General features: G+C 68.9%; 15 protein-coding genes. 2 read left to right on the top strand and 13 right to left on the bottom strand.

Annotated features, from left to right (window positions below):
* Window positions 1–78: 78 nt before the first annotated feature.
* On the top strand, window positions 79–2,199 hold the full coding sequence (locus G020_RS0110895) for a TonB-dependent receptor (protein ID WP_231363079.1): 2,121 nt from the start codon (window positions 79–81) through the stop codon (window positions 2,197–2,199).
* Here G020_RS0110895 and G020_RS0110890 read toward each other — a convergent pair.
* The 12 genes from G020_RS0110890 to G020_RS0110835 form a co-directional block, all read right to left on the bottom strand.
* On the bottom strand, window positions 2,196–2,948 hold the full coding sequence (locus G020_RS0110890) for a rhomboid family intramembrane serine protease (RefSeq protein ID WP_024329584.1): 753 nt from the start codon (window positions 2,946–2,948) through the stop codon (window positions 2,196–2,198). The genes G020_RS0110895 and G020_RS0110890 overlap by 4 nt on opposite strands.
* Window positions 2,949–3,060: 112 nt before the next feature.
* The gene (locus G020_RS0110885) at window positions 3,061–5,076 is read right to left on the bottom strand and encodes a methyl-accepting chemotaxis protein (RefSeq protein WP_024329583.1); all 2,016 of its coding nucleotides are present in this window, start codon (window positions 5,074–5,076) and stop codon (window positions 3,061–3,063) included.
* Window positions 5,077–5,288: 212 nt separating this feature from the next.
* Entirely contained in the window at window positions 5,289–7,232 is a 1,944-nt protein-coding gene (locus tag G020_RS0110880) for an ATP-binding cassette domain-containing protein (protein WP_019590555.1), read from the bottom strand.
* 2 nt (window positions 7,233–7,234) lie between these two features.
* Complete coding sequence (locus G020_RS0110875; protein WP_024329582.1) at window positions 7,235–8,569, bottom strand: MFS transporter; 1,335 nt, start codon at window positions 8,567–8,569, stop codon at window positions 7,235–7,237.
* Between the two features lie 161 nt (window positions 8,570–8,730).
* A complete protein-coding gene (locus G020_RS0110870; protein WP_018947109.1) occupies window positions 8,731–9,801 on the bottom strand; it encodes a homoserine O-succinyltransferase in 1,071 nt (356 codons plus the stop codon).
* Window positions 9,801–10,652 carry a hypothetical protein gene (locus G020_RS0110865; RefSeq protein ID WP_018869054.1) on the bottom strand — a complete coding sequence of 284 codons (852 nt, stop codon included), beginning with the start codon at window positions 10,650–10,652 and terminating at the stop codon, window positions 9,801–9,803. Before G020_RS0110865 ends, G020_RS0110870 begins: the two co-directional genes overlap by 1 nt.
* Window positions 10,653–10,667: 15 nt before the next feature.
* Complete coding sequence (locus tag G020_RS15400; RefSeq protein WP_018947108.1) at window positions 10,668–10,814, bottom strand: hypothetical protein; 147 nt, start codon at window positions 10,812–10,814, stop codon at window positions 10,668–10,670.
* 3 nt (window positions 10,815–10,817) lie between these two features.
* Entirely contained in the window at window positions 10,818–11,399 is a 582-nt protein-coding gene (locus tag G020_RS0110855) for an isochorismatase family protein (RefSeq protein ID WP_024329581.1), read from the bottom strand.
* Window positions 11,399–12,796: a TolC family outer membrane protein gene (locus G020_RS0110850; RefSeq protein ID WP_024329580.1), complete on the bottom strand. Its 1,398-nt coding sequence runs from the start codon at window positions 12,794–12,796 to the stop codon at window positions 11,399–11,401. The genes G020_RS0110855 and G020_RS0110850 overlap by 1 nt, the downstream gene beginning before the upstream one ends.
* A gap of 92 nt (window positions 12,797–12,888) precedes the next feature.
* Window positions 12,889–13,545, bottom strand: coding sequence for a protein-L-isoaspartate O-methyltransferase (locus G020_RS0110845; RefSeq protein ID WP_018947105.1), 657 nt, complete (start codon window positions 13,543–13,545; stop codon window positions 12,889–12,891).
* Window positions 13,546–13,618: 73 nt separating this feature from the next.
* Entirely contained in the window at window positions 13,619–14,842 is a 1,224-nt protein-coding gene (locus G020_RS0110840) for a multifunctional CCA addition/repair protein (protein ID WP_024329579.1), read from the bottom strand.
* 16 nt (window positions 14,843–14,858) lie between these two features.
* Window positions 14,859–15,812 (bottom strand): complex I NDUFA9 subunit family protein, encoded by a 954-nt coding sequence (locus G020_RS0110835; protein WP_018947103.1) that lies wholly within the window; start codon window positions 15,810–15,812, stop codon window positions 14,859–14,861.
* A 116-nt stretch (window positions 15,813–15,928) separates the two neighbouring features.
* Here G020_RS0110835 and G020_RS0110830 point away from each other — a divergent pair, with 116 nt between their 5' ends.
* Entirely contained in the window at window positions 15,929–17,296 is a 1,368-nt protein-coding gene (locus G020_RS0110830) for an NAD-dependent succinate-semialdehyde dehydrogenase (RefSeq protein ID WP_024329578.1), read from the top strand.
* Between the two features lies 1 nt (window position 17,297).
* Here the strand turns inward: G020_RS0110830 and G020_RS0110825 are convergent.
* Window positions 17,298–18,080, bottom strand: a 783-nt coding sequence (locus G020_RS0110825) for a GTP 3',8-cyclase MoaA (RefSeq protein WP_024329577.1), incomplete at its 5' end; no start/stop codon positions are given.

Raw genomic sequence — 18,080 nt, 5'->3', positions numbered from 1 at the left:
TCCGGGTCGGTGTGGCTGACGCGTGATTCTGGAGGCGCGGCGATGACGGAGAGCACGGTGCGGGGCCTCGCCGAAGTCATGGGGGCCGGCCCGATGGCGCGTTTGTTTTTTCTGATGTTGCCGGCCCTGGGTGTGTCCGGTCTGGCGGTCCCGGCGGCCGCGGCCGGCGACGATGTGCCGGTACTGGATCCGGTGGAGGTGACGGCGCCGCGGCTGACGACACCGCTGGCGGAGCTGCCGGCCTCGGTCACCCGGGTGGACGGGCGTCAGGCCACCGAGGGGCGCCAGGGGCTGCAGCTGGACGAGGCCCTGAATCGCGTTCCGGGGGTGTTCGCGCAGAACCGCCACAACTTCGCGCAGGATGTGCGCATCTCCATCCGCGGTTTCGGCTCGCGGGCGCCGTTCGGCGTGCGCGGGTTGCGCATCCTGCAGGACGGGATCCCCGAGACCACGCCGGACGGGCAGTCGCAGGTGGATGCGATCGACCTGCTGAACATCCGCGACATCGAGGTGCTGCGCGGGCCCAGCGCGGCGCTGTACGGCAATGCCTCGGGCGGGGTGATCTCGATCCGCACCCGCGACGGCAGCGAGCCCCGCGGGCATGGCGGCGGGGTGCTGGCGGGCTCGCACGGTTTCCGCCGGCTGGAGGCGACCAGCGAGGCGGATCTCGGCGAACACCGCTACTCGCTGACCGCGCACGATTTCCGCATGGATGGTTATCGGGACCAGTCGCGGGCGGAAAAGCGCTATCTGCGCCTGCATACGGCAAGCGAACTGGGCGACGGCACGCTGCGTGCCCACCTGCGCTACCTGGACGCCCCGCGCACAGACGACCCGGGCGGGCTGACCCGCGACGAGCTGCGCGCGAACCGGCGCCAGGCCGCCCCGAACGCCGAGTTGCTGGATGCGACCCAGGAGGCCGAACAGTTGACCGCCGGGCTACGCTGGGAACAGCCGGTGGGGGACGCCGAGCTGCGCGTCGGGGGATTCTGGACGCAGCGCGACTACGCCCAGCAGCTGCCGTTCCCGGGGTCGAGCCGGGTGGCCTACGAGCGGGACTTCTACGGGCTGAATGCCCAGCTGGAGGGCGATCTCGGGCCGACGCGCTGGCTGGCGGGCGTGGATCTGGAGGAACAGCGCGACGAGCGGACGCGACGCTGTTCCGCCGGACAGCTGTTCGACCGTGATCCCGAGGAAGATGACGAGGCTCCCGGTTGTTCCGCGGACCCGAATGATCCCGTCACCAACCTTGCCCTGGAACAGACCGAACGTGCCCGTACGCGTGGCGCCTTCCTGCATACCGACACCCTGCTCGGCGAGGACTGGAACCTGGTGCTGGGGGCGCGCCACGATCGTATTCGTTTCAGCATCGATGATGACTTTTCCGAGGGCGTCGGCGAGCCGGATCGTTCCGATGGCCGCACCTTCCGCGAGGAGAGCCTGATGGCCGGGCTGGTGTGGCATTTCCGCCCGGGACAGCGGGCGTGGGTGAACGTGGCCACCAATTTCGAGACCCCGACCTTCACGGAATTTGCCAATCCCGGGGGCGGAGGCGGCTTCAACCCGGACCTCGAGCCGCAGAAGGCTCGCAGCCTGGAACTGGGCTGGCGCGGGGAACAGGGTGCGTTCGGCTGGGAGGCGGTGCTCTGGAGCACGCGGGTGCGCGACGAGATCACGCCCTTCCAGATCGAGGGCGAGGGGGACCGGGACTTCTACACCAATGCCGGTCGCACCGCGCGCGACGGGCTGGAGCTGGCGCTGGACTGGCAGGCGACGCCGCAATGGACCCTGAGCAGCGCCTTCACCCTCAATCATTTCCGCTTTCGAAAATACGAAGACGTCGACGGCGTGCGCCACGACGGCAATCGGCTGCCCGGACTGCCGCGCGAACAGCTGTTCCTGGAGGCCGACTGGCGCGAGGGTCCCTGGTTCGTCACCGCGGATGCGCTGCACGCCGGGGCGCGTTACGCCGACGACGCCAACGACGAGCGTGTCGGCTCGCAGACCACGGTCAACCTGCGGGCCGGGCGCGAGTGGACGCGCAACGGCGCGAACATCGAGACCTTCGTTGGCGCGGACAATCTGCTGGATGCCGACAACATCGACAACGTTCGCATCAACGCCAACTTCGGACGGCATTACGAACCCGCCCCGGGGCTGACCCTGCGCGCGGGTCTGCGGGTGACCTTCGGGGATTAATCCCGACGGTCGGGCGGGTCGTCGGGGCCGTGCTCGTCGCGGGGACGGGGCGGTTCGATCTCGTCCAGGCGGCCCTGCTCGATCTTGCGCAGGGTCTCCGCGTCGGTGGGGTCGTCGGGGTCTTCTTCCCAGGCGTAGCGCTGCGCCACCGGGAAGGGGTCGCGGCGGTACAGGAACCAGCCGCAGACCGCGCCCACGGTGCCGCCGAACAGGTGCGCCTCGAACGACACCCCGGGGGTGGTCGGGAACACCCCCCAGAACATGCTGCCGTAGAGGAACAGCACGATGATCGTCAGCGCGATGGACAGCGCATCGCGGCGGCGGATGCCGATGACCACGGCAAAGAACATCAGGCCGTGGGTCAGGCCGCTGGCGCCGATGTGCAGGCCCTCGCGGGCGAACAGCCAGACCCCCAGCCCGCCCATGATCCAGATCAGCGGGACCGCGGTGCGCGTGGCCTGCGGGAAGCCGTAGAGCGTGAGGATGCCCAGCACCCACAGGGTGGGGGCGTTGGCCATCAGGTGCCCCCAGGATCCGTGGATCAGGGGCGAGGTGAAGATCCCCAGCGCGCCGACGCCGTCGCGCGGCAGGATGCCCAGACGCGAGAAATCCGCGCCCAGCAGTTCCTGCAGGGCGTGGATCAGGACCAGGGTCATCACCCCGACGAAGGGCCACAGCAGCGCGCGCCGGAAGCGTTCGCGATCGGCCGCGGGATCCGTCGGGGGTGCCGGGCGTCGCAGGTTCAGCATCGAACAAGACTGCCACGGGGGCGTGACGGGGAACAATGCACCGCCCGGGGCAGCGGTTTCGGGTCCGCGCGGGCAGCCCCGGCGGCGGACCCGGCTACCCCGGGGCCGGCGTTCAGAGACGGAACTGCGCCAGGGCGCGCTGGATCTCGCTTTCCACCTGCTTGAGCTCGTCGGAGGCCGCGCTGACGCGGTCGGCGGTCTCGGCGGACTGGTCGGCGCCGTCGGAGATCTGCACGATGGTGCGGTTGATGTCCTCGACCACCGTGGTCTGCTCGCGCGCCGCGACGGCGATCTGATCCGTCATCTCCGAGATGTTGTCCACCGACTGGCGGATCTGCTGCAGCGCGCCGTTCACTTCGGCGGTGTGCTCCATGGTGGTCTCGGCCTCTTCCTGGCCCTTCTTCATCACCGAGACCGCGTTATTGGTGGCGCTCTGCAGCCGCGAGATCATGCCCTCGATCTCGTCGGTGGACTCCTGGGTACGGGTGGCGAGCTTGCGCACCTCGTCGGCGACCACCGCGAAGCCGCGGCCATGTTCGCCGGCGCGGGCCGCCTCGATCGCGGCGTTCAGCGCCAGCAGGTTGGTCTGCTCGGCCACTCCGCGGATCACTTCGAGGATGGTGCCGATCTGGCGCGAATCCTCGCCCAGGTTCGAGACCGTGTCGGCGGCCTGTTCCACGGTGCCCAGCAGGGAGGACATCGAGGCCACGTTGCGTTCCATGACCTCCATGCCCTGGTGTACGGCGTTACCGGCCTCCTGGCCCGACTGCGAGGTGGCGTCGGTGTTGCGGGCGATCTCCTCGGCGCTGCTCTGCAGCTCGTTGATGGCGGTGGCCACGCGTTCGGTCTCGTCGCGCTGGCGCGAAACCGCCTCGCGCGCCCCGTAGGCCTCCTGGTTCAGGTTGTCGGTGGCCTGACGCAGGGTCTCGGTGCTGCCACGGGCCTTGCCCACGGCACTGGCGATCTTGTCGGTGAAGCGGTTGAAGGCGCGCCCCAGCGCGGCAGTCTCCTTCAGTCCGTGCTCTTCCAGCCGGCGGGTCAGGTCGCCGTCGCCGTCGGCGATCTCCTCCAGCGCGGTGGACGAGCGGTTCATGGCCCGGCGGATGGTGATGATGATGGTGGCCGCGCCGGCCAGTCCGAGGATGATGCCCGCGATGGCCAGCACCATCTGCGCCACCTGGGTGTTGCGCATGGTGGTGGTCAGTTCACCGGCCCGGGTCTCCGCACGCCGGGTGATGGCCTCGCTGAGCCCATCCAGTTCCCCGCGGGCTTCCATCAGCAGCGGGCCGATTTCGGTGCGGATCATGTCGGCATCCTGGAATGCCTCGGGCGAGCCGTGGACCTCGAAGATGTCGTCCAGCGCACCCCGCAGGGTTTCCAGTGATCCGGCGAAATCTTCCAGCGCGATTTCCTGTTCGAAGTCCAGGGTGGCGGATTGCCCTTCGAGATCCTCCACGATGCTTTCCAGCTGCCCGCGATAGAGATTCACGTTCTGGACGAAGGCGTCGTCGCGGAAGGCAAGGAAGCCGCGCAGGTTCGAGGTGACCTGCAGTGCGCTCATGCGCAGGTTATGGAACTGCTGCAGACGTTCCAGGGAACGCTGGAACTCCGGCAGGTTGGTCTCGGCGTCGATCATCGTGGACGCCTGCTGCGCCATGGCGCGGGTGGCGGGATTGGCCCGCTGGTTGGCGATGTCCAGCGCGGGCATGTTGGCGGCGTCGTCGGTGGCCAGTTCGGTCAGACGGTCGACGTGGCCGTGGAAGCGGTCGACGTGTTCGCGGACCGCTTCGGCCGAGCGGGCCATGTCGCGGTCGGCCGCCACCACCGGGTCGTTGTTGAGCTCCCGTGCCGCGGTCTGCAGGGCGTCCATGGATTCCAGCCAGGCGTCATGGTGGCCCTGCTCGTCGCTCATCAGGTAGAAGCCCAGGAAGGCCGCGCTTTCCTGCAGCCGCTGCTGGACTTCGTTGACCCGGGCGACGGCCGGGTAGTCTTCTCCGGTCAGGTTCTGTACGTCCCGGGCGCCGGTCTGCAGCGCATGCAGGGCCATGACCGAGTTGATGACGAGGATCAGGACCACCAGGCCGAAGCCGGCCGTCAGCAGTCCGCGGATCGAAAACTTGTCCAGCATGAGTTGCTCCTCCGCCGGCGCCTCTGCGGGCGCTTGCTACCACCGCGTACGGGCGTACACGAAAAGGGTGACCCGCGGGTCGTGTCGTTTCTCCTGCTGTTACGGCAAAGATGCCCCGGAGTTGAGTGTTTCGTGGGGGGGCATCGCTCCCGGAGCCGCGAAAAGGCAGGTGGTCCGGCCGGGCTTCACCGGGAGAGACGCGGGCGAGAGCTTCAGGATTCCAGTTCTTCCCAGCGCTGGTAGGCTTCTTCCAGCTCCTGTTCCACTTCGGCCAGGCGCGCCTGCAGTTCGCGCACGCGCTCGCCGTCCCGCTGAGTTTCGGGGTCGCAGAGGGCCTGGTTGATCGAGTCCTGCTCCGTCTCCAGCGCCTCGATGCGGCCCGGCAGGGCCTCCAGTTCGCGGGCATCCTTGTAGGAGAGCTTGCCCGAGCCCGAGCCCGAGCCCGAGCCCGAGCCCGAGGCCGCGACGGCGGGCTCCGGCGCCGGGGCGGTCCGGGTTGTGGCCCGGGATGCCGCGTCCGCGGCGGCCCCGGAGTCCGGCGCCGGGTCCCCCTCGATCAGGCGCCGGGTCACGCGCTCGGGCAGATCCGACCAGCCGCCGACGAACTCCTCGATGCTGCCATCGCCGGGGACCACCAGGGTGCTGGTGGCCACGTTGTCGAGAAATGCGCGGTCGTGGGTGACCACGATGGCGCTGCCCTTGTATTCGATCAGCAGCGACTCCAGCAGCTCCAGGGTCTCCACGTCGAGATCGTTGGTGGGTTCGTCGAGCACCAGCAGGTTGGCCGGACGCAGGAACAGCTTCGCCAGCAACAGGCGGTTGCGTTCGCCGCCGGACAGCGCGGAGACGGGCTGGCGGGCGCGCGCCGGCGGGAACAGGAAATCGCCCAGATAGCTCAGCACATGGCGCGTCTCGCCGTTGACCGTCACCTGTTCGCGGCCCTCGCCCACGGCATCCTGCACGGTGGTCTGTTCGTCCAGGTGGGCGCGGGTCTGGTCGAAGTAGGCGATGGTCAGCTGGGTGCCCAGCTTGACCGTCCCGGCCAGCGGCGGCAGATCGCCCAGCAGGCCGCGCAGCAGGGTGGTTTTCCCGGCGCCGTTGGGGCCGATCACGCCCAGGGTGTCGCCGCGCTGCAGCAGCAGGTTCACGTCGTGCAGCACCGGCTTGCCGGCGTGGCCGAAACTGGCGTGTTCGGCCTCGATCACCCGCTTGCCGGAGCGCTGTTCCGGGCTCAGCTGCATGCGCACCTGCCCCGCGCGTTCGCGACGTTCGGCGCGTTTCTGACGCAGCTGCTGCAATGCGCGCACGCGGCCCTCGTTGCGCGTACGCCGGGCCTTGATGCCCTGGCGGATCCAGGCCTCCTCCTGCGCCAGCTTGCGGTCGAACTCCGCCTGCTGGCGGGCTTCGACCTCCAGCCGCTCGGCCTGGCGCTCGCGGAACGCGGCGATGGACGGCGGGTGTTCGTGCAGTTGGCCACGGTCCAGCTCGAGGATGCGGGTGGCCACGTTCTCCATGAACTGGCGGTCGTGGCTGATGAACACCACGGTCATGCGGCTGCCGGTCAGAAAGCCCTCCAGCCAGCGGATCGCGGCCACGTCCAGGTGGTTGGTGGGCTCGTCCAGCAGCAGGATGTCGGGATCGCGCACCAGTTCGCGGGCCAGCCACACACGGCGCCGGAGCCCGCCGGAGAGGGTGGCGAACTCGGCCTCGGGGTCCAGCTCCAGCCGCGACAGGGTGGTTTCGACCCGGTTCTGCAAGCTCCAGCCGTCGATCGCGTCCAGCTGTGCCTGTACCGGCCCCATCTTCTCCAGGGCCTCGGCGTCGCCGCTGGCGGCCGCCTGGCTCAGGTGGTGAAAGCGTTCCAGCAGCCGCCCGGACTCGCCCAGGCCTTCGGCGACCACGTCGAACACGCTCCCCTCGATGCCCGGCGGCAGCTCCTGGGTCAGCCACGCGACGGTCAGCCCGTCGCGGCGGGTGATATCGCCGGCATCCGGCTCCACCTCGCCGGCGAGGATGCGCAGCAGGGTCGACTTGCCCTCGCCATTGCGCCCGGCGATCGCCACCCGCTCGCCGGGTTCCAGGCTCAGGCCGGCGCCGTCCAGCAGCGAGGCCATGCCATAGGCCAGGTGGATGTCGCGCAGGGTGATCAGGGCCATGTTCAGACCTCCTTCATGCGCCAGGCGCTCAGGGCCCCGGCCAGACTCATCAGCGCCAGTACGAAGATGGCGAATTCGGTGCCGGCCAGCTGGGCCACCAGGCCGAACAGGCCCCCGACCAGCAGCAGCACGCCGATGACGGTGTTGCTGACCGCGGTGAAGGCCGCGCGGGTCTCCTGCGTGGCCATGTCGACCAGATAGGTCTTGCGCCCCAGACGCACGCCCGCGTGGCTGATGCCCAGCAGGAAGAACAGCACCGCATGCACCCAGCCCATGTCCAGCAGGCCGGAGGCGGCCGGGGCGAACCAGCTCCCCAGGGCGACGACGAAGCCCAGCAGCGTCGCCAGCAGTCCGGCGACCACCAGTACCCCGCGGGCGGAACGGTCGGACATCCGGCCCCACACCGGGGCACTGAGTGCGGAGGCGAGACCGCTGGCGAGGATCAGCAGGCCCAGGGTCGCCAGCGCCCCCTCGGTCGCATCCTCGGCCAGCAGCACGTAGAACGGCAGCGCCAGCGCGGTGCTCATCAGCAGCGCCCGGGTCAGCACGAAGTGACCAAAGGCACGATCGCTCCACAGCAGGCGCAGCGAGCGCAGGGCCTCGCCGAACCCGTTGACGCCCCCTTCGGTGGCACCCGGATCCTCGTGCAGGCGGGCGAACACCGCCGCCGCGATCCACCAGGCGCCGGCCGAGGCCGCCAGCAGGGCCACGAACAGGCCGACACCGGCATCGTCCAGGCTGGCCAGTGTCAGGTACCCGCCCAGGGCCAGGGTGAAGAAGCCGGCCGCCGAGGCGGCGTAGCCCATCACCGTGCCGCGGCGCTGTTTGGCGATGGTCTTGCCGAGCACGTCCTTGGATGCCACCGAGTTGATCCCGCGCGACAGGGCAAACACGATCAGCAGCGCGATGATCGCCCAACCCGCGGCTGCTCCTTCCAGGGTCAGGGCGGTGATGGCCATGCCCGCGACCGCGATACCGGAGAGCGCGCTGCCCAGCACCCAGAACCCCTTGCGGATGGCGCGGCGGCGGATCGAGGCGGCCACGAACAGCTGTGGCAGCAGGGAGCCCGATTCGCGGATGGGGACCAGGAAGCCGGCAAACGTGGCCGGTGCCCCCAGCGCGCTCAGCAGCCATGCCAGGACCAGGCGCGCGGAGGCCAGCTCGTCGCCGATCTTGGACAGCGTGTTGGCGACCAGATGGACGACGAAATTGCGTGGCTGCGCGCGGCAGGCCCCCTCGGGGATGTCCTTGCAGGCACGGGCATCCTCGTCCCCGGCGATAGTCTCGTACAGGCTGACGAGGGGACGCCGGCGTTTCGCGCGATCGGTCTCGGTCATGCAGTCCTTCCGTTGTGTCGCCCGTCATTGCGAGGCGCCGCAGGCGCCGTGGCAACCTCCGGACACCGACAGGGCGTTCGGCTCGGGTGCCTCCGCAGAAAAGATTGCCACGGCGCCTGCGGCGCCTCGCAATGACCGGGGTCGGGTTCCGGCGTGACGTTCTACCGCCGCCCGGCCAGCGGGTCGTCGGGGTCGACGCTGTCGCGGAAGGGCTTGCGGCGGTCGAGGTTGGTCAGCTGGTAGACATTGCCCAGCCAGTTGTTGATGACCGCCAGCGCGGTGTCGTGCCAGGTGTTGTCCAGGCGGTCCAGCAGCAGGGCCTCGGGCAGGGCCGGGATCTCGGTGCAGTGTTCCAGCGCCGCCTCCACGTGCTCGCGGTGTTCATCGAGGATCGCGGCCGCCTGCGGCATCAGGTAGTTCTCCGGCAGTGGCGGATAGGCCTTGCGGTCGCCCTCGATGTAGCGCACCACTTCGCGCTTGTATTCCTTGAGCAGGCTGATCGAGTCGTACTCCGGGTGGCCCTGAAAGAAGACCATGCGGAAGCCGTCCGGCGAGGCGCCCAGGTGGATGCCGGCTTCTTCGCTCTCGACCAGAACGCGCAGCCCGTGGTGCTCGAACTGATCGCGGGTGACCTTGTTGTAGCGCGAATGCGGTACGTCGAAGCGGGTGTTCACCCCGGTCACCAGCGGGTGTCTGCGGTCGACCACCCGGTGCGGGAACACCCCCCAGAGCTTCTCGCCCATGTGCTGGCGGTGCTCGCCGTAGTGCGACTGCAGCACCGCATGGGTCGCCAGACAGGAGCAGAGCGTGGAGGTCACGTTGTCCCAGGCCCAGTCCACGACCTCGGCGAGCGGCTCCCAGAACGGCTCCAGGGCCAGATCGGGCTGGGTCACATTGGCCCCGGTGATGATCAGCGCGTCCAGGCCTTCTTCCTTGAGCTGCTCGAAATCCTCGTAGTAGTTCTCGACGTGCTCGCGCCCCTTCCGGCCGCGCTTGAGCTGCGGCAACGTGAACGGATGGATGTAGAACTGCGCGATCTGGTTGCTCTCGCCGATCAGGCGAAAGAACTGACGCTCGGTGGCCGCCAGCGCGGCATCCGGCATCATGTTCAGCAGCCCGATGTGCAGCGCGCGAATCTCCTGCTGGCGGGCGAAATCGTTCGGCAGAACGGATTCGCCCTCGCTGCGCAGGCGTTCGAAGGTGGGGAGTCCGGAATGTGCAACCAGGGGCATTACAGTCGCCTCTCGCGTTCCAGGGCCATGCAGACCAGCTCGTCAAAGTCGGCCGCGTTGCGCACCCGGGCCACCTCGGTGGTGCTGACGGTATAGCCCCAGGTTTCGGCGATCTGCTCGTAGCGCGGCAGCCGCGCCCGGAACAGGCGCGAGAAGACCCAGCGCACGAAGGCATTGGGGTCGATCTGGGCGACGTACTCCAGTTCCTCGATGCGCATGTATTCGGCCAGCTGCTGGTCGAGGAAGGCCTCGCGGTAGTACAGCGGCTTGGGGTTGGCCTCGGCGCGTTCGATCAGCTCCCGCTCGTCCTCGTCCGTGGCCTGGATATAGAGGATGATGGTGTGTTCGGCCAGGGTCTCGAGCACGCCGGGGCTGTCCAGCTCGCACACCGATCCGCCGGCATCGTTCACGAAATGCGGGTAACCGAACAGGGTGCGCGCCTTGTGGATGAAGTCCGGCACGTCCAGCATTGCCTGCACCTCGGCCTCGTGGTGCAGGGCCTGCCGGCGCTTGAACTCGGTCAGCGGCAGCCCGCCCAGCTCCGGGTTGCCCAGCTTTCCGAGGAAGCTGGAGACCGGATGCAGGTTGTCGACCGTGATGTTGTTGATGATCTGGATGGAGTCCGAACGCAGCAGCTCGCGCAGGAACGGGACCTGCATCGCCTGGGACTTGATGTTGTCCAGGATCGGTTCGTTCAGGTAGCGCGTGCCGATGCGATAGTCGCCGGAGTAATGAAACCAGTCCTCCTGGCGCAGCATGTTGGACAGCCGCGTCTTGCCGACACCCGACATCCCCAGCAGGGTGATGCGGCGGCCGTCCAGTTCGCGGTATTCGTCCGGTGTCAGGCGCATGCGATCGGAGTCTCTCTATCGGCGCAGGATGAAGAGCACGCCGGCGATCAGTGCCAGGGCGCTCATGACGTAGTGATCGTACTGAAACTGCAGGCCGAGCAGGCCGCGCAGGCCATACAGGACCAGCCAGATCCCCAGCAGGAGATTGCCGACGACGCGCATGTGTCAGACCTCCCGCAGCAACTGGCTGACCGACTTGAACTCGGCGGCGCGGGCATCGCCGAGCCATTCGAACAGCACGGACTCGTGGTTGGTGATGATCGCCCCCGCCGCGCGCAGACGCTCGAGGCCGTTGACGCGCAGCTCGGGGTTGCGCGAGCAGACCGTGTCGCTCGCCACGAACACCGTGACCCCGGCATCCAGCAGGTCCAGCGCGGTCTGGGTCACGCACACGTGGGTCTCGGCGCCGCCGAGGACCACGCTGCGACAGCCGGACAGGCGCTGTTCCAGGGCTGCCTCGCCGCAGCAGGAAAAGGCGGTCTTGTCGGTAACGGTGGCGAGTTCGTCCAGTTCGGCCAGAGCGGAGCGCAGTGGCTCCACGGTGTCGCCCAGCCCCCGGGGGTACTGGCGCGACACCTCCACCGGGATCTCCAGCTGGCGTGCGGCCTCGACCAGCCGGCTGGCGTTGCGCACCGTCCGTTGGCGCTCGGTCTCCGGCATCGCCGCCATCAGCCGCTCCTGCAGGTCCACCAGCAGCAGCGGCGAGCGGTCGGAGCGCTCGCAGCGGGCCCGCGCGGCGGTGCTCATCAGTCCAGCATGGCGTCGATGGATTCCAGGTCTTCCTCGGTGAGCTGTCCCGCCGCCCGTTCCAGGCGCAGGGTGTTGGCGAGGAAGTCGTAACGCGCCTCGGCGAAGTCGCGCTCGGCGCCGAATACCTCGCGCAGGGCGAGGAGCACGTCCACCTGGGTGCGGGTTCCGACCTCGAACCCGGCCTCGGCGGCCTCGAACGCCGCCTGGGTCGATTCCAGTGCCTGGTTCAGTGCGCGCACGCGGGATTCGGTGGCCACCGAGGCGAGATAGGCGTTGCGGGTGTCGCGCCGGGTCATGCGCTCGACCTGCGTCTGCCCCTGCTGCGCGGCCTGGAAGTCCTCGCGCGCCTGACGGGTCAGGGCGGTCACCCGGCCGCCGGTGTACAGCGGGATCTCCAGACGGATGCCGATCTGCGCCTCCCGGCCATCCTCGAACTGGCTGCCGCCGGCGCCGGCCAGGCCTTCGAGCGCCCGTGCCTGTTGGGCGTTGAATCCGGCCGCAGTGAAGTCGATATCCGTGTCACCACTGCCGTCTATGCCGTGGTAGCGGTTTTCCGAGACCGAGGCGCTGAGGCCCACGCGCGGCTGCCCTTCGGCCCGCTGGCGCTGGATCTGTTCGCGTGCGGTCTCGGTGGCGAGGCGCTGGGCGGCCAGCTCCAGGTTGTTTTCCAGGGCACGCTGCACCCACGCCTCGGCATCCCGCGGCTGCGGCAGCTGGAGTTCGGCCTCGGGGGTGAGGGTATCGAGTTCGTCCCAGTAGCGGTTGGTGATCAAGGCCAGCTGTTCGCGGGCCACGTCCAGTTCGTTTTCGGCGGCGATGCGCTGGGCTTCGGCCAGGTCGCGCTGGGCGCGTGCTTCCTTTACGTCGGTGCTGGCGATCAGGCCGACGTCGAAGCGGCGTTCGGTCTGCTCCAGCTGGCGCTCGATGGCCTCCAGCTCGGCGATGCTGAACTCCAGGCCTTCCTGGGCCACGAGCACGTCAAAATAGGCCTCGGACACCCGCAGCATCAGGTCCTGGCGCGCGGCATCGCGTTCCGCCTCGGACCGGGCGATCTCCAGGTCGGCCTGGCTCAGTTCCACGTAGTTGCGCCGGTCGTAGATGCTCTGGTCCAGCAAGAGCGCAAAACGGCTCTGCCGGCCATCGGTGCTGTCGCGTCCGTCCGGGTCGTTGTAGAACGCACCGCCCTCGATCTCGCCGCGCAGCTGAGGCAGCAGGCCGGAGCGGGCCGCCGGGCGGTTCTGCAGGGCACTGCGGTATTCCGCCTCGGCGATCTGCAGTTCGGCATCCTCGCGCGCGGCCTGTTCGTAGACTTCCATCAGACTCGCGCCCTGGGCGGGGGCGGCCGTGAACAGGGCGAGACCGGCGGCGGCGAGCAGGGGGTGCAGTCGTTTCATGGCGATTCGATCCGGACAGGCGAGGCTTTACATACTAGCAAAGCCCGCCGCCAGTGGCGGACGGGCTCGGGACGGACAGGGCTTTCGGTGGCCTAGAATTCGAAGGCCGGTTGCGGTTCGAAGCCGGCCAGCGGCGGCACGCGGGTCTCGAACAGCTGCTCGTGGAGGGTGTTGTCCTCGGTGGTCCGGGTCACCAGCAGCGCCTCCATGATCGGAGGCTCCCCGGTCACCACGAACAGGCGGCCGCCCAGCGCCAGGAATTGTTCCAGGAAGTCGTTGTATTCGGTCATGGCGCCGTTGACGGCGATGACGTCATAGCGCTCCCGCGGCGGACGCCATTCGGGGGTCACCGTCCCGGTGCGCGGCGCCGCGTTGGTGATGTTCAGGTCGTGCAGGCGGTTGCGCGCGGCCAGGCGCAGGTCGTCGTGGCGTTCCACGCTGTCGACATGGGCGCCCATGCGCGCCAGGCAGGCGGTGGCATAGCCGGACCCGGTGCCGATCTCCAGCACGGTATCGGTGGGCCTGGCCGCCACGGCCTGCAGCATGCGCCCGATCACGCGCGGCGGCAGGGTTTCCTCGCCGTGACCGAGGGGGATCTCCGTGTCGGCATAGGCCAGGGCCTGGTAGGGTTCGGGCATGAAGCGCTCGCGCGGCAGCGTCTCCATGACCCCCAGTACGCGCATGTCGAGTACGTCCCAGGGACGTACCTGCTGTTCCACCATGTTCATCCGGGCCTTGGCGAAATCCATTGCGGGATCCTCTGTGCGGCAACGAACCGTGAAGAGTACGGCCGCTGCGCGTTGCAGGCAAGTGGGGCCGGGTTCAGTGCCCTTCCAGGGCTTCGGCGATCGCGCGGATGCGCTCGCGGCGCAGGGCCTCGCCCAGCTGCGGGCCCTGGTATCCGGCCTCGATCAGGGGTTGCGGGCTGACGGCCGCGGCGGCCTCCACGGCGCGGCGCAGGGCGTCGGCCTGGGGGTAGGGGCGCTCCTCCCAGCCGGTGCGCCCGCGGAAGTCGGCCTCGACCGCCAGCAGGAAGGGCTCGACGTTCTCCGGGCGGCGCAGGGCATCCAGGCCCTCGATCAGTTTCATCACGGTCTTCGGGCGCAGTTCGAACAGGCGATGCGCGAGGCCGTGATGACGCGCTACGCGGATCGCGAGGTCGCGGTAGCGCCGGGGAATGCGCAGGCGTTCGGCGAGCGCCTTGATGTGGGTGGCGCTGCGTTCCTCGTGCCCGTGGTGCGCGGGCAGGATGTCCTCCGGGGTGTCCGCCTTGCCCAGATCATGGGTCAGCGCCGCGAAGCGGACCTCGGGCGCGTCGCTCAGGCGCGTGGCCTGGTCCAGCACCATCAGGGTGTGTACGCCGGTGTCGATCTCGGGGTGGTATTTCGCCGGCTGCGGTACGCCGAACAGGTGTTCCAGTTCCGGCAGCAGCACCGTCAGCGCGCCGCATTCGCGCAGCACCTCGATGAACCGGCGCGGAGCGGGGCTGGCCAGGGCTTTTTCGCACTCGGCCCAGACGCGTTCCGGAACCAGGGCGTCGACTTCCCCCGAGGCGACCAGCTCGCGCAGCAGGGCGCGGGTCTCGTCGGCGATCTCGAACCCCCAGGGGGCCAGCTGGGCGGCGAAGCGTGCCAGACGCAGCAGGCGTACCGGGTCTTCGGCGAACGCCGGGGAGACGTGCCGCAGGGTGCGGTTTTCCAGGTCATTGCGGCCGCCGAAGGGGTCGATCACCTCGCCGCCGTCGTCCTCGGCCATGGCGTTGATGGTGAGGTCGCGCCGTTCCAGGTCCTGTTCCAGCGGGACATCGGGGGCGGCGTTGAACTGGAAGCCGTGGTAGCCGCGCGCGGTCTTGCGCTCGGTCCGGGCGAGGGCGTATTCCTCCTGGGTCCGCGGATGGAGGAACACCGGAAAGTCGCGCCCCACGGCGCGATAGCCGGCCGCTTCCATGGCCTCGGGCGTGGCGCCGACCACTACGTAATCGCGTTCGTTGACCGGGCGGCCCAGGAGCCGGTCGCGGACCGCGCCACCGACCAGATAGATGTGCATCCCGGTGGCGGGCGCCTCAGTCGCGCTCGTAGCTGGTGCGCAGTTTCTGCATGCGCGCCTCGCGGCCGCCCTTGCCCAGATAGGTGGGTGCGATGCTCTCCAGCCGGGTGGGACAGTGCAGGGTCTGCCCGGTGCATACGCTGTCGATCGACAGCGAGGCGAGGTTGTCGCGCGACAGCGGCTTGCCCGGCACGTGCTCCAGCACGTTCGCCTGCAGGCGGCCCGCCCAGTCCGGCAGGCCAATGACCGGACGCCGGTGACCGGAGACCCGGCCGACGTAGCGCACCAGTTCGCCCAGGCTGTACTCCCTTGGGCCGCACAGCTCGAATCCCTGGCCGAAGGTCTTCGGATCGTTCAGTGCCTCGGCGAAGTGGTCGGCCACGTCGCCCACGAACACCGGGGCGAAGCGTGCTTCGGCGCGGGCCAGCGGCATCACCGGCGAGAAGCGCAGCAGCGTGGCGAAGCGGTTGAGGAAGCTGTCCTCCGGGCCGAAGATCACCGACGGGCGGAACACCGTGACCGGGAATGCCGTGGTTGCGAACACCGCCTGTTCGGCTTCGCCCTTGGTCCGCAGGTAGTGGCTGGGCGGGTCCGGCATGTCGGCCTTCAGCGCGCTCATCTGCAGAAAGCGGCGCACGCCCTGGCGTTCGGCGGCGGCCAGGGCCTTTTCCGTCAGTTCGACATGGGCGCGGCGGAAACCGGAACCGTCATGCCCCCGCTCGTTGAGGATCCCGACCAGGTTGATCACGGCATCCTGGTCGCGCAGGACGCGGTCGAGTTCTTCCGGCTCGTGGATATTGCCGGCGATCAGGTCCACCTCGGGGTTCACCATGAGCTCGCGGTGACGGTGCGGATGGCGCGTGACCACGCGTACATTCAGTCCACGGTCGATTAGCCGCGCCACGATGTGGTGCCCGACGAAGCCCGTTCCGCCCAGCAGGCAGACATTGCGGATCGAGAGATTCGACATGATTGCGAAGGCCCTTACCGAATACGGATGTGTGCGTCTTATACTCGGCTGTGGGCGCGTGATCAATCCACCCGGGCGGGCGCTGGCCCGGCGAGTCCCGAGAGAGAGGCCCGAAGATGACTGAACTGACTGCCGTCAATCCGGCCACCGGCAAGGTGCTGGCGAATTACCCGCCGATGGATGCCGCCGGCGTGGAAGCCGCGCTGCAGGGCGCGGTGGACGCGCGCACGGCCTGGGCTCTGAAGCCGGTGCATGAACGGGCCGCCCTGCTGCGCCAGCTGGCCGCTGTCCTGCGCGGGCGCCAGGAGGAGCTGGCGGTGACCGCGACCCGCGAGATGGGCAAGCGGCGGGTCGAGGCTCTGGCCGAGGTGGAGAAGTGCGCGGTGGCCTGCGAATACTACGCCGAGCACGGGCCGGGTTTCCTCCTGGACGTGCCGGTGGCCACCGAGGCGGCCCGCTCGTACGTGGCCTGGCAGCCGCTGGGCACCGTGCTGCTGGTCATGCCCTGGAATTTTCCTTACTGGCAGGCCTTCCGCCAGGCCATTCCGGCGACCCTGGCCGGCAACACCGTGCTGCTCAAGCATGCCTCCAATGTGCCCGACTGCGCACAGGCGCTGGAGGAGGTGTTCCGTGCAGCGGGGTTCCCCGAGGGGGTCTTCCGCAATCTGCCGGTGGGCTCCGATGCGGTCGAGGATCTGATCGCCGATCCGCGGGTGCAGGGCGTGAGTCTGACGGGTTCGGAGCGTGCCGGGCGTGCGGTGGGTGCGGCCGCGGGCAAGGCCCTGAAGACCTCGGTGCTGGAGCTGGGCGGTTCGGACGCCTTCATCGTCCTGCATGACGCGGACCTGGACACCGTGGTGCGCGAGGCCCTGCGCGGGCGGTTCCAGAACAACGGCGAGACCTGCATCGCGGCCAAGCGGTTCATCGTCGAGGATTCGATCGCCGAGGCCTTTGCGGACCGCCTGAGCCGGGCGGTGACGGACCTTTGCACGGGTGATCCGATGGAAGACGGGACGGATCTGGGCCCGCTTGCGCGCGGCGATCTGCGCGACGAGCTGCACGATCAGGTGCAGCGCAGTGTCGCTGCCGGCGCGGTGTGCCGCACCGGGGGTGAGCCGCTGGAGGGCGAAGGCTTCTACTACGCACCGACCGTGCTGGATCACGTCGAGCCGGGCATGGCGGCCTTCGACGAGGAGACCTTCGGTCCGGTAGCGGCGATCACGCGGGCCGCGGATGCCGCGGTGGCGGTGGAGCTGGCGAACCGTTCGCGCTTTGGCCTTGGCGGGTCGGTGTGGACCGCCGACCGCGCCCGCGGCGAGGCGATGGCGCGCCAGCTGGAATGCGGTTGTGCGTTCGTCAACGCGGTGGTGAAGAGCGACCCGCGCCTGCCCTTCGGCGGGGTAAAGGATTCCGGCTACGGGCGCGAACTGGCCGATCTGGGGATCCGCGAGTTCGTGAATGCCAAGACGATCTGGGTGGTCTGATTCACCCCCCGGTCATGGACATGAAGCGCATGACCTTCTCCGGGCGCTCGTTGAATTCGTGGCGCTCGGGCTTCAGCGCGATCGCCTCGAGGATTGCCTCTTCCAGCTCGGCATCGCTGCAGCCGTCACGCAGCCGCGGGCGCAGCGCCAGGCTGTGCTCGTTGCCCAGACAGGTATGGATGGTGCCGTCCACCGACAGCCGCACGCGGTTGCAGGTGTCGCAGAAGTGCTGCGAGATCGGCGTGATGAAGCCGATGCGGATGTCCGTGCCCGCCACCTGCACATAGCGCGCCGGGCCGCCGCCGGGCATCACCCCGGGGATCAGCTCGAAACGCTGCTCCAGGTCGCGGCGCACGTCCTGCAGGTTCACGTAGTGGCCTTCGTTTGCCGCGCGCCCGGTGTCGCCCACCGGCATGGTCTCGATGAAACGCAGGGTGAAACCGTGCTCGATGCAGAAGTCGACCATGTCGCCGACCTCAGTATCGTTGATGCCGCCCATCACCACCATGTTGATCTTGATCGGGTCCAGCCCGGCGCGCTTCGCCGCCATCAGCCCGTCGATCACCTTCTCCAGCTTGCCGCCGGTCACGTCCTTGAAGACCTCCGCGCGCAGGGTGTCCAGGCTCACGTTGATGCGCCCGACCCCGCCCGCGGCCAGCGCGTCGGCGTGCTTCGCCAGACGCACCGCATTGGTGGACAGCGAGATGTCGTCGATGCCCGGCAGGGCGTTCAGCCGCGCCGCCAGATCCGGGAGGCCGTGACGCACCAGCGGTTCGCCGCCGGT

The organism is Thioalkalivibrio sp. ALR17-21 (genome assembly GCF_000420185.1).
Lineage (GTDB): Bacteria > Pseudomonadota > Gammaproteobacteria > Ectothiorhodospirales > Ectothiorhodospiraceae > Thioalkalivibrio > Thioalkalivibrio halophilus.
This window is presented reverse-complemented; position numbering and strand designations above follow the sequence as displayed.

Excerpts from the sequence above, each read along its gene's own strand:
- G020_RS0110830 (WP_024329578.1), top strand. The coding sequence starts at position 15,929 with ATGACTGAACTGACTGCCGTCAATCCGGCCACCGGCAAGGTGCTGGCG.
- G020_RS0110880 (WP_019590555.1), bottom strand. The coding sequence starts at position 7,232 with ATGGCCCTGATCACCCTGCGCGACATCCACCTGGCCTATGGCATGGCC.
- G020_RS0110875 (WP_024329582.1), bottom strand. The coding sequence starts at position 8,569 with ATGACCGAGACCGATCGCGCGAAACGCCGGCGTCCCCTCGTCAGCCTG.
- G020_RS0110870 (WP_018947109.1), bottom strand. The coding sequence starts at position 9,801 with ATGCCCCTGGTTGCACATTCCGGACTCCCCACCTTCGAACGCCTGCGC.
- G020_RS15400 (WP_018947108.1), bottom strand. The coding sequence starts at position 10,814 with ATGCGCGTCGTCGGCAATCTCCTGCTGGGGATCTGGCTGGTCCTGTAT.
- G020_RS0110835 (WP_018947103.1), bottom strand. The coding sequence starts at position 15,812 with ATGTCGAATCTCTCGATCCGCAATGTCTGCCTGCTGGGCGGAACGGGC.
- G020_RS0110885 (WP_024329583.1), bottom strand. The coding sequence starts at position 5,076 with ATGCTGGACAAGTTTTCGATCCGCGGACTGCTGACGGCCGGCTTCGGC.
- G020_RS0110840 (WP_024329579.1), bottom strand. The coding sequence starts at position 14,842 with ATGCACATCTATCTGGTCGGTGGCGCGGTCCGCGACCGGCTCCTGGGC.
- G020_RS0110890 (WP_024329584.1), bottom strand. The coding sequence starts at position 2,948 with ATGCTGAACCTGCGACGCCCGGCACCCCCGACGGATCCCGCGGCCGAT.
- G020_RS0110845 (WP_018947105.1), bottom strand. The coding sequence starts at position 13,545 with ATGGATTTCGCCAAGGCCCGGATGAACATGGTGGAACAGCAGGTACGT.
- G020_RS0110865 (WP_018869054.1), bottom strand. The coding sequence starts at position 10,652 with ATGCGCCTGACACCGGACGAATACCGCGAACTGGACGGCCGCCGCATC.
- G020_RS0110895 (WP_231363079.1), top strand. The coding sequence starts at position 79 with ATGGGGGCCGGCCCGATGGCGCGTTTGTTTTTTCTGATGTTGCCGGCC.
- G020_RS0110855 (WP_024329581.1), bottom strand. The coding sequence starts at position 11,399 with ATGAGCACCGCCGCGCGGGCCCGCTGCGAGCGCTCCGACCGCTCGCCG.
- G020_RS0110850 (WP_024329580.1), bottom strand. The coding sequence starts at position 12,796 with ATGAAACGACTGCACCCCCTGCTCGCCGCCGCCGGTCTCGCCCTGTTC.